The following is a 10,819-nucleotide window of genomic DNA, read 5'->3' as shown; positions in this document are numbered from 1 at the left end:
GCTAAATTCAACGCTTTTACCGGCCGAATGCAGCCGAACCTCAAATACAGGGATTAACGGCTATCAAACGAAAACCTACGGTTACGAGGGTGCCACAGGATTCAAAACCGTAGGTTTTCGTTCAAATGCCCCCGCTGGTCCATTGTAGGTGAAAACTCTCACGGCGAGGTGAAGATTGTTGTTAGTTTTGACGATGAAGATCCTGGTTTGCTGGAGACCTCTGAGAATGCGTTCTCTATCCCAAGTGGCGCGCTAACAGTCTCTGTAAGTGGGAATGAATATACATATTCTTCTGTCTCGATGAATTTCTTTCAGGGGGCAGACTATACGGGTTTTACAATAAATGCAGGCGATGGCCCTGATTATTTTGAATTTCACTCAGGCGTAAACGGCTATTCGCTGCTTAATTCTGTACCAACTGAGTTTTCACCGGGGGAATATGTGCTGTCTGGTTCGTACATCGTTACCAGCAATTACATTCCTGAGTTATATGAGGGGCTGTATCCTCATATAGATCCAACGCTTAGTGCAAGTTATGTCGATGATGCGCAGGCCCCGGAAAGTCCGTCAGTGCTGACATTTACCGGTGAAGGCAGTAATGGCCAACCTGTTGAGTTAAGCATACATTTTGATCCCGATTCGCCTGATTTTGTTACAACAGAACAATCTTGGGGGGTGGTAATGTACGACATGCCGTCAGCTACGGTCGTTGTGTCTGATAATGGTTTTGAGTTCGAATTAACCGGTGCTTCCCTAGAAATATCTGAATCTTGGGGGAATTTCTTTCTCACCTCTAATGACAACGCTGTCGGTAATATAGACTTTTATGGTCAAGCAACAGATCTAACGATGTTTGATCTGGCTAGCAGTACCCCGGTACAAAGTGTCGTGACGGATGCCACTCTTCAGGCAAATCAGCATGTATCGCCGTACTTCCACATAAATCAAACCTTTGCTGACTTACCACATTTAAGTTCGGCGCCTACCTTGTCATTGGATATTAATTCAGGTTCGTCTTGTTCAACGGGCGATCAGGTTGAGTATACCGTAAATTCGTATAATGAGTTTGGACCGTTATCTGTTGTTGTCAGTTATCCTCAAGCTGATCTTGTAGATATCAGTGACGGTGCTACTCAATATGCTTTTGAGGCTGATACTGCAGTGATTGATATTGTTAATGGGCCGCTGCTAATGACCTTGGATGGTGTGCGGTTGGCATTCAGACCAATGGAACCGGCCGGAAACGCCCTTTCTATTGAAACTATGCAATCCGTCGATTCACAGTTAGAGCAATTCAGACTGGACGTGAGCAATGTAATGTCACCTGAATTTGCGCCTGGTGACAGTGGTTCTGCAGCGCCGGTGACCGTAGATGCGTTATACAGCATTTTCAGTAACAGTTCTTATTGGTTTGAAGCTGGTAAGCTTTTTGGTGCGTCTGTGTCCAAAAACGTCGTGCCAGTGCAATGTAATTAATATTGCTCCGCTCAAAGGCGAGGTAACTCGCCTTTATTCCAAAGTCTCTCTTTGTTACTTCGCAAGCTCCCTTAATCTCCCCTCACCACCAAATATTACCAACCCGTTCCTTAATACACTTAGCATTACATTCAATCACCTTCTAAGGAATGGCTATGTGCATAATGAATTGTCAGAATTGTTACTACAAAGAAATTAATCCGGCTGATGACGAAGGCCATTGCTATATGTTTAAGTTTGCGCCGCCAGGAGAATGCCGGCAGTTTAAGTTGAGCCCGGAAGCAGAGCAATGTCTTGAGCGTAACCTGGAGAACCAAAATTGAAAGGGTATATACAGAGAAATCCTATTAATGTTCTTTTGGCTTTGGTCTGTATCAATGCTGCCAATTTCGTTTTCGTCGTAATACATACTGAACCCCGCAGTATTATCGCATTCATAGGGGTGTGTGCATCGTTTATTACACTATTTCCAGCAAAAATAGCCGTTGATATTGTATTTGAGGGTAAAGGTAATAAAGATATTGAATAGATGAAGTACATTAAAAGACTTGTTTATTTGCGTGGCGACGATTGATATTTTTCACATGGAGTTTGTCGGTCTCAGGGTTGTTAGGAAGTCTTTTAAATAGCAGTCGGCCAGCGCAAAAATGCACCCTGTTAATACTTATTAAATCGTCAGTATATTTTTTTAGATGAAGATGTAGCTCATCAGCATAAATGACATTAAGAGGTTGCGATGTTTTAAACTCAGCATTGCCACTGAAAACTATGATTGAGTGAAAAACCTTTTTGGGTAGGAAATCAAATATCGATTCTACGGCTTTGACGTGTTTCATATTCTGATGAATAGGGTTTTGAAAGGGGTGTTTGCTGGTCTGAAATGTCTGCATCCACTGCTTAGAACTAGCATCAGCAAATATCCAACCATCGTAATGTTTAGTCTCGATAACGAATATCCCAGTTGTAGATATGAATATGTGATCTATCTGCGTCGTCGAGCCGTCTGCTAATGTCAGTGTAACGTTGTTAAATAACACTTCCCGCTCTTTGTCTAGAATTCGGTGTAATGCTTTATGAACAATATACTCACCTTCGTTCATCCTGTCAGGAACAGCGCCAAGTCCCCATAATACACCGGACTGTCCATTAGATTTATTTGCTACTGCATGACCAATAAAGAATCCGGTGAGGAGAATTATCCCCAAAAATACTATAACTAATTGACCGTCCATCGATACCCTCAATAATAGATTAAGACTTCTGGCGCGGGTCTGCGTGCCTTGGTTTTTGCTGAAATTGTCCTGGGTACTTTGAATCGCACAATTCGCTGTGCACCTTTATAGGTTTCTCTTAGTAAATGACCATCATGGTTTGAGAGTAATACCCGGTCAAAATGTTGCTTTTTAGCAGTTAGTAGCCTGTCGAGCTCTACGTGCCGTTCGTGCTTAAATCCTTGAGCGGTATATTCAGTGAACACCGATGACTGGGTGTCATGCTTGAGATAGGGCGGGTCCGCATAAACGCAAATTTTATCTCGTTTCCCCTCTATTGAGGCGGCTAAGTTAATGAAGGTAGAAAAATCTAAACTGTGAAATTCTGCATGCTCTAATTTTTCTGCAAAGTAGTGAATTTCATGTTCTGGGAAATACGGTTTTTTGTACTTGCCAAATGGTGTGTTGAACTGGTTCTGAGAGTTGTAACGTAGCAATCCATTGTATCCGTGTCTCGATAAGTAGAGCAGCACTATTGCCCGGTCCTCCAAACAGGTCATGAGGTTAAACGCATCCCTTAAGCCGTAATAGTAATCAGGATTGTTAGTCTCAGACCTGAACAGTGATTTTGTTTCTTTGATGACAGCCTCAGGGTCGTTGTGAACTAATTTGTATAGCGTAATAAGGTCTTTGTTACTGTCGTTGAGTATGTAGCGCTTGTACGAAGTATTGAGAGCGACAGAAGCACTGCCTGCAAAGCACTCAATTAGAATATCGCCCTGCCGAGGTATATGCCTAAGCAATTTGCTCATCATGAGTTGTTTGGACCCTGGATACTTCATAAATGCGCGAACGGCCATCGTGCTAACCTGTGATTATGTTTAGTGTTATTGTATTAGTCTTAGCAATCTTGAGGGCCGTTACTTATGTCTGAAATTGGAGGCATTTGTCCTAATTGCGATGAAGCTGGGTTGCTGCATATCGATGAGCATTATGTGAGGTGTGATAATTGCGATTTTGAACGTTATAGTTCGCAACAGGAGTTGGATCACTATATCAATGATGAGATGTTGGACAAGGACCCGCTGGCAGAACGGTTATTAACATTAATAGAGCCGGAGCCTGTTATTGATAATCGGGTCAGTCGGCCAATGGGAATGAGAGATTTTGAGATTAAGCGTTGAGCCATAAGCCTTATTAATACATTATCTTACTATGATTTGTGTCATAAGGATAAAACCTGGCAATGCTTGGATTGCAATCGATCGTACTAAGTAATTCTATTTACCGGAACAAAATAGTTAGAATTGATGTTAATGGCCACACCAACCTCTCTGGTGGCAATGGCGCCGGTAAGACATCCTCGCTCAATTTAGTGCCGGTGTTTTACGGTACGGACCCCAATAAATTGGTCATCAAAGTCGCCGGTAAAGTCTCTTTTCTTGAATACTATCTCCCTCAGCAATCTAGTGCATTGATCTTTGAATATCTTCGCGATGATGGGCCTCGTTTAGCGTTGCTTCATCGTCATGCCAGTGGCACTAAGCATGTTTATCGATTTATTGCTGGTGGTTTTGAGGAAACATTTCTCAGTCCATCAATAAAGGCACTGGTGGGATCTGGTGCGAGCATGGGGGATGTGCTTCGGGCTATTAGCAGTATGGGATTTGATGTCAGTCGTCAAATTGACATCATTATTGATTACCGCGCCATTATCCAACATGACAAAAAGCTGCTTCAGCGGCATGGCCGAGGTAGAAACACCGAACGGGAACTTGCTTACCAATATTGCTTGGGTGGCCGGAATAGCTATATGAGCAATTTAGATGCAATGGCTTATTCAGTCTTAAGTCGTAAGGATATGTTCGACCGCTTTAAAACGATGATTGCTGAAACGCAGTTTAACGAACTGTATATCGAAGAACGCTCGGATATGCTCAAGGACAAATCTTTGCGAGAGGACATTGGTTCTATTCGCACGTTCACGCAATCGGAAGATGCAATTCGCAGTTGTATTGCCAGTTACTACGAGCGAGAAGACTTGTTATCTCAGCGAGATACTGTGGCTGGACAGCTTAAATCGCGGTTATTAGAAGCGCATGAGACCTGCGATGAACTGGCGATCAAGATCCGTGAGTGTGATGACCAGTTAAATGATAAGGAATTGCAGTATCGCGGCCAGTCCATGACCTTAAGGGAGCAGGTAGATGCCTGTGCGAGCAGAATACATCACCTGGAACGCGAAATAAACGCTATCCAGGATGATCGCGAGCGATATGATGAACTTAATATTCCCCAGATGCGTGCTGACTATGGCCAGTTAAAGTCCTATCGAAGCGAATTGACGCAGTTAGAGCAGTTTTATACGGATATTACTAAACAGGTTCAAAACCTTGAATTTGAAAAACAACAAAGTATAGCTCATGCCAGAGAAGTGCGTGATGAAGTACGCGCTGATATTGAAAAACAGCGAAGCGAATTAGGTAAGAAGCGTGAGCTGGTCACAAAGCAATTTGAGGCGCTGATTGAGAAAGTGCGTAAGCAACGAGAGGAAGCGCTTGAGAAGTACAATGAGGAGCATTTAAAAGAGTATCAGCGTCGTGCAGAACAATTAACGGTCGCCCAACAAAAAGCGCTGTCTTCCTCGTTCACTGATGATGAAATTCACGCAATTAATGAGTTAGAGGCTCGCGAGGATTTATTGAAAGAGCAATGCAACAGTACTGATCGGGAAGTAGCAACTGAACGAAAATTGTATCAGGATGCCAGTAAAAAGCGGGATGACATTATCGAGGTTCGTCGTGATCACGAATCGCAGTGTCAGCGGTTGCAGGCAGACATTGACAGGATCACCAAATTAATCACGCCTAGCAAAAATAGCTTCTTGGCCGCACTTCGTGAGCACCATCCAGATTGGCCTGAGACTATCGGCAAAGTGATCCCTGCAGAGATATTGGCAAGAGAAGATTTAGAGCCAGTATTGGATAATAGCGGTAGTGATAGTCACCTATTCGGCTGGGAACTGGCACTTCATAAACTGGAAAAGCCAGAGTTTGCGTTGGAGATTTCACAGCTCGAGGAAACGTTACGTGGATTTGAAATTAAACTCGCTGCAGTAGAAGAGAAACTTGCTGACTTGCGCACCCAGGAAGGGCAGATTTATAAGTATATGAGTGAGCGAGAGAAGGCGCTGCGTATTCTTGAACGACGTGCTCAGACACAGCAAAAGGAATGGGCAGCGATTTACACGGAAATCAAGGATAAGAATACAGAAGCAAAACGTGCGTTGCGAAAGCGACAGGAAGCCTATCGCAAAGAGGCGGATGCGCTTAAGTTAGCTCTATCTCGGTTCGAGAAGGATTCAGAAGAAGAAAAACAACAACTCAAACGTAATTTTGACCAAGGAGTATTGGAGCATAAAACGAATCTTGCGGCCGACCTTGGTGATTTGGATACCGAGTTGGACCACCTGGTAGAACGTCGTACTGAGATAGATGCGCTTTGCAAAGAAAAAGAAGCTGAAATTCAGGAAGTGTTTGAGCAGCGGTGCACGGCGGAAGGTGTTGAACCGGCTAAAATTCGTCAGGCTGAGGAAAACGTTAGACAACAGGAAGCGATCATTAAAAAGGTCAGTGGTTATCTTCAAACGCTGGAAGAATACGACCACTTTGAAAAGCACCGTTTGAGTCAGCTAAGCGACTTACAATCTGCACAGACTTCGAAGTCGACAGAGTTACAAACACTTAAAACCCAACTGCTTCAGTTAAAGAATGAATACCAGGCAATTACCAAAGAACTCCAAGACGCAAAGGAGCAGGCAGATAGTCGCTTTAAAGTTCTCACTAAGTTAATTGAGCAAGGACAACATCAGATAAAGCGTTGCCCGGGAGTCGTGAATGCAGTTGAATTGGAAACCGGTACCGGTAGCCTTGAACATCTGATAAAGCAAATTCAGTTGCTGCTTGACGGTGAATACAAAAAGCGTAATGAGGTATTTGACGGTGTCGCTAGTGTTCAGCGGATATTAAATACCTTTATCAATTCGAAAATCTATAGGGCATGGGATTACCTGGTTCGCCAGCGTCAGTCTCGCATGGGGATTGCTGAGTCAGAAGATAACTTCAGGTTGTCGCAACCGCTCGATCTTGAAACACTGCTTAATAATGAAATACCGACTATTAAGGATGGACTGTTAGAGCAAGTCCGGGCAGTGGGTGATAACCTGTCGAAATATCACACAATTCTGGATAGCCTCAACAAAGAAGTGGCGCGGGTGTCGCGTCACTTGGGGCGCGAGGTCAATACTGGCAATCCGTTCGATGAAATCACTGATATTTCCTTCGAGCTAACTTCAGTGATAGTGGAAGGGGATTACTGGTCTGCACTGACGGCATTTAATCAGCAATGGAAAGCCTGGCGTGAATCCAGAAGTGAGATATTGCCGCCTGATGCTTTGTTGGATGCGCTGTACCGGGCGAATGAACTGCTTAGTCAGGCGAAAATTGGCAAAAACATTGATTCATTGCTGCGTTTAACCATCCATTTGAACGAAAATGGCAGACATGCTCGCATCGCTAGTCAAAGAGATATGGAAAACGCTTCCAGTAACGGTTTGTCCTATCTGGCGATTCTGGTGATTTTCATGGGGATGACTCGCTACCTTTGTCCTAATGAAGCCATTAAATTGCACTGGTCCATAGACGAGTTCGCCAATTTGTCTCTTCAAAACATCGCTAAGGTGTTTGAAATGCTCACCGAGAAAGGGATTTATTGCTATTCTGCATTCCCAACCAGCGATCCGAATATCTTGCAGCACTTCGACCACAAATACCTTATCAATGTACAAGAGGGCGTTCGTCAATTTAAGGATCAGGTAGTGAAAACTGATAATCCGTTTTTAGCGCAATCGAACCAATTGATGGTGGAGGGCTAAGTCTATGGCGAGTGAAACCTTTACCAGTGTGGCGCAGACACTATTAACCGGTGAGATGATTTGTGAAACAGTCTATCCCAATGAATACCAGTTTTTACAGAATGATATTAATACCGACCAGATTGAGAAGTTTTTAGCACAAATAGACCGGGGACTGGCTTGTACGCAGGATGGTAGGGCGTATTATTGCGCTTTTCTTGATGTGGAAGAGTCAGGGGCGAAAACAGCTATTCGACAGGTGTTTCGTGAAGTTGCACAGGATTTAGAGCCGCTTTTACGGTGGATGCGCTTTGTCCGCGAAGCAAATGCTATGGGGCAACCCGTTGAGAGCGGTATGCTGGTTAAACAAAGTGAATTATTGCAGGCGGTGGAGAGTTCACCGGCTAAGTATCATGAACTTAATGAATTGACAAAAAGCGGCTTGTTTAAATCGTCTGCGAAAAACAGCAGCGCGAAAATCGATCAGATACTCGGCAAACTCAAAGACAAAGGGTATTTGGTTGTGCAGGATACATCCGGTGCACTATTTCGAGCAACAGGTCTGTGGAGTTACCTCTACGATGTGCTGGAATTCATTCGCGCTAATGAGCATTTGGAAAGTGACGATGATGGCAACGACCAGCCGGAGTTATTCTAGTGGCGCGATTAGACGATGCCAAAGACGGTTTAAAGGCCATCTCCGTTCATGCTGATGCGTTGCTGGATGCATACCTTAATACGCAGAGTCGGCTATTAGATACTGAGCAGAATCAATCTGCGATAAAGTCGATGTTAAAGCATCACCTGGCTTGGCAAATTGATCCGGATGAACCGGTGGTATTAAGTCGGGCGCTGACGACAACCTTAGATACACTGACACGCAGTTACCGAATCTCAGTGGCCAATAGCGAAGTGGGTTCATTGTGGACTGAAATGATGCGAGCTGTCGATGATTACCAACAAGCGTATGCGAAAGGCGCGACAACAGATGCTGATACTTTCTTAGGGCAGGCCTTTGAACTGGGCTTTCAATTGATAGAGAGCTTACGTAATGCACTGGCGGGGTATTCTCACTATATTAATTCAGGTTTCACGGAAATCCGTGATTTAGAGCTTAGGGCCAAAGCAAATCGCCGCCAGGTAGACAAAGCCCGAGAGTTCAACGATATTTTAGAAGGCTTCGATTTTGAAGAATTAGACAGTAAGGCCGGGTATAACACCGAACTGCGGTTATTACTGCGTAAAGTGATCCCCCGGGCTATCGCCAGATGCAGTGAAGAACTCAACTATGCCATTGGTCGTTTGCGTGAAATGCTTCACGTTATTAATGAGCAGCAAAAGAAAACCAGACTGGTAGAACAGGTCTTGGAGTTGTACGAACGAGAGGATGACTATTCCCCCTCCTTAGACTCACTGGATGCCATACCACAGAGTCTAAATAAGGCGCCGGCACTGCTAGTTAACTCGCGAGCAAACCCCTATCACGAAGGTTCTGCGTTAGCGCTTGCCGAAATTGCCAGTAAGCTTGAAACCAGTGGCAGTAAAGAGGTAGAGGTTCATACCCCTGAGCCGGTGGTTGATGGGCTGGATGCCGAAGAAGTTGAGCTGGAGTCGAATCCAATCTGGCTGGCCGCTCAAAACTTAATTGAACTGACCATGCAGCAAAACGGTGTATTTTCAGCTACCAAGGTCTATGAGCAATTCAATTTGCCGTGTTCAAAGGAAATATGGCTGTTGGGGTTGGTGAATGCGGTCAATGCAATCAAGGGTGAGCAGCGTAATGACATAGAGCTACGATTCATTGAACGTGTGGATAAGCAGATGTCAGGTAACTTGTGGGTAGAGGATATTCTGTTACGCCGTCAGGAGCGAGTAAGGTGAACCGTTATTTTGAAGTGGTTCAGCGTTTGGTGTCGCGGGGAGAATATAGAGCTCGTTTAAATAAAACCTGGCAAGAGATTCATGATGAAACCGGCTTGGGTGTTATTGTTGGTAAAGAGGTTGCCTTCACTGCTGAAGAACGCCAAAAACTTCGAGTTTACATTCAGCATAAAACTGGTCTCGATCCATCTGACAGTAAGGTAACTGTGCCCGCTACACGCCACGAAACGTCCAAGATTAATGCCGATGAAAAGACATTCAAAGCAACTGTGTTCAGCCATCTACTTCGAGTGGGCAGAGCTAGCGGCGATCCTATACAAACTATTCACGGCGACGCCATATTGCCTGTGGGGTGTTTTCTCTCAATTGCTGCATCGAATCTGGATTTAACCGGAGAAGTCGTTGTCATCGTGGAGAACGGTGATTTAATGAGTCATTTGCATGAACTTAACTGGCCTGACTCACTGTGCAACGCGCTTTTTATTTACCGTGGCCATAGTCATGACGTCAATAAATTAAAATTTCTACTTAAAGAATCATATCCAAAGCGCGTTTTGGGCTTCTTTGACTTTGATCCTGCTGGTCTACTAATTGGCTTGGAGAATTCTATTGGATTTGATGGACTCGTAATACCTGAAATAGAGGAAATTGCGAATCATCCAGCGTTACTTCGTCGTATTAATCAACCGTCTGTGTTTTTTACCCAATCTCAGCAATTGAATAGATTGCAAACAAAAGTATCTAACGCGTTAGCTGTTCCAGTGAGGTTTATGCTTGAGTCGAATATCGCAATCATGCAGGAATCAATGGCCGCACACGCTTTATCACTGACAGAGGTGTCTGTCAGGTAATAAATACTAGCATCAGTTAGATAAATGGTTGCTCGATTGAAGAGGGAATATATTCTCTATGCCTGTAATTTCCAAATGCTTATCGACAAAATATTCAATGATACTGCTATTGTATGTGGTCATTTAGACACATTATATAGAGTGCTTTTGGTCAAAAGCGGACGTACTGCTAATTCTGTCTGCACGACTTTTTTGATCGTACTCCGGACGTTCGAGTTAACGCTTAATCTACGGACTGTTAATCATACTGACAGTGTATCATTATGATAAACAGCCACTTACATAGATGATATTACAGGCTCACGATCCTTTGTAACCTCACTAATTCTATTAAAAGAATAAATTAAATACTGAGCTATCCCCACGAATAGTAAAATAAAGTCAAAGAGTTAGGGAACATTCATGGCATTTGGTGATCAGATCTTTCGCCAAAAAAAACCAACACAGAAAACACCATGAATGCACGCTCTATATTGAACAATCTTGTC

Annotated in this window: 8 protein-coding genes; 6 read left to right on the top strand and 2 right to left on the bottom strand. The window is 43.8% G+C overall.

All coding sequences use genetic code 11. The features are described 5' to 3' along the window. The first annotated feature begins 168 nt into the window (after positions 1 to 168). Positions 169 to 1,476: a hypothetical protein gene (locus GY843_RS18990; RefSeq protein ID WP_297312030.1), complete on the top strand. Its 1,308-nt coding sequence runs from the start codon at positions 169 to 171 to the stop codon at positions 1,474 to 1,476. Positions 1,477 to 2,015: 539 nt separating this feature from the next. On the opposite strand, the gene GY843_RS18985 is transcribed toward GY843_RS18990, so the two are convergent. Both GY843_RS18985 and GY843_RS18980 read right to left on the bottom strand, forming a co-directional pair. Then, complete coding sequence (locus GY843_RS18985) at positions 2,016 to 2,708, bottom strand: nuclease-related domain-containing protein (protein ID WP_297312028.1); 693 nt, start codon at positions 2,706 to 2,708, stop codon at positions 2,016 to 2,018. A gap of 8 nt (positions 2,709 to 2,716) precedes the next feature. Next, entirely contained in the window at positions 2,717 to 3,547 is an 831-nt protein-coding gene (locus GY843_RS18980; RefSeq protein ID WP_297312026.1) for a Dam family site-specific DNA-(adenine-N6)-methyltransferase, read from the bottom strand. 66 nt (positions 3,548 to 3,613) lie between these two features. Here GY843_RS18980 and GY843_RS18975 point away from each other — a divergent pair, with 66 nt between their 5' ends. The 5 genes from GY843_RS18975 to GY843_RS18955 all read left to right on the top strand — a co-directional run bounded on the left by GY843_RS18975 (position 3,614) and on the right by GY843_RS18955 (position 10,331). Then, a complete protein-coding gene (locus GY843_RS18975) occupies positions 3,614 to 3,871 on the top strand; it encodes a hypothetical protein (protein WP_297312024.1) in 258 nt (85 codons plus the stop codon). Positions 3,872 to 3,933: 62 nt separating this feature from the next. Next, on the top strand, positions 3,934 to 7,620 hold the full coding sequence (locus tag GY843_RS18970; protein ID WP_297312022.1) for an ATP-binding protein: 3,687 nt from the start codon (positions 3,934 to 3,936) through the stop codon (positions 7,618 to 7,620). A gap of 4 nt (positions 7,621 to 7,624) precedes the next feature. After that, complete coding sequence (locus GY843_RS18965) at positions 7,625 to 8,257, top strand: hypothetical protein (protein ID WP_297312020.1); 633 nt, start codon at positions 7,625 to 7,627, stop codon at positions 8,255 to 8,257. Beyond that, positions 8,257 to 9,480, top strand: coding sequence for a hypothetical protein (locus GY843_RS18960; protein ID WP_297312019.1), 1,224 nt, complete (start codon positions 8,257 to 8,259; stop codon positions 9,478 to 9,480). Before GY843_RS18965 ends, GY843_RS18960 begins: the two co-directional genes overlap by 1 nt. After that, positions 9,477 to 10,331, top strand: a complete 855-nt coding sequence (locus GY843_RS18955) for a hypothetical protein (protein WP_297312018.1) — start codon at positions 9,477 to 9,479, stop codon at positions 10,329 to 10,331. Before GY843_RS18960 ends, GY843_RS18955 begins: the two co-directional genes overlap by 4 nt. Positions 10,332 to 10,819: the final 488 nt, after the last annotated feature.

Source organism: Neptuniibacter sp., from assembly GCF_024231755.1.
In the GTDB taxonomy this organism is placed as follows: domain Bacteria; phylum Pseudomonadota; class Gammaproteobacteria; order Pseudomonadales; family Balneatricaceae; genus Neptuniibacter.
Note: the sequence above shows the minus strand (reverse complement) of the source record. Positions and strands in the feature narration are given on the sequence as shown.

Coding starts and splice junctions, on each gene's coding strand:
- GY843_RS18970 (WP_297312022.1), top strand. CDS start 3,934: ATGCTTGGATTGCAATCGATCGTACTAAGTAATTCTATTTACCGGAAC.
- GY843_RS18965 (WP_297312020.1), top strand. CDS start 7,625: ATGGCGAGTGAAACCTTTACCAGTGTGGCGCAGACACTATTAACCGGT.
- GY843_RS18985 (WP_297312028.1), bottom strand. CDS start 2,708: ATGGACGGTCAATTAGTTATAGTATTTTTGGGGATAATTCTCCTCACC.
- GY843_RS18975 (WP_297312024.1), top strand. CDS start 3,614: ATGTCTGAAATTGGAGGCATTTGTCCTAATTGCGATGAAGCTGGGTTG.
- GY843_RS18980 (WP_297312026.1), bottom strand. CDS start 3,547: ATGGCCGTTCGCGCATTTATGAAGTATCCAGGGTCCAAACAACTCATG.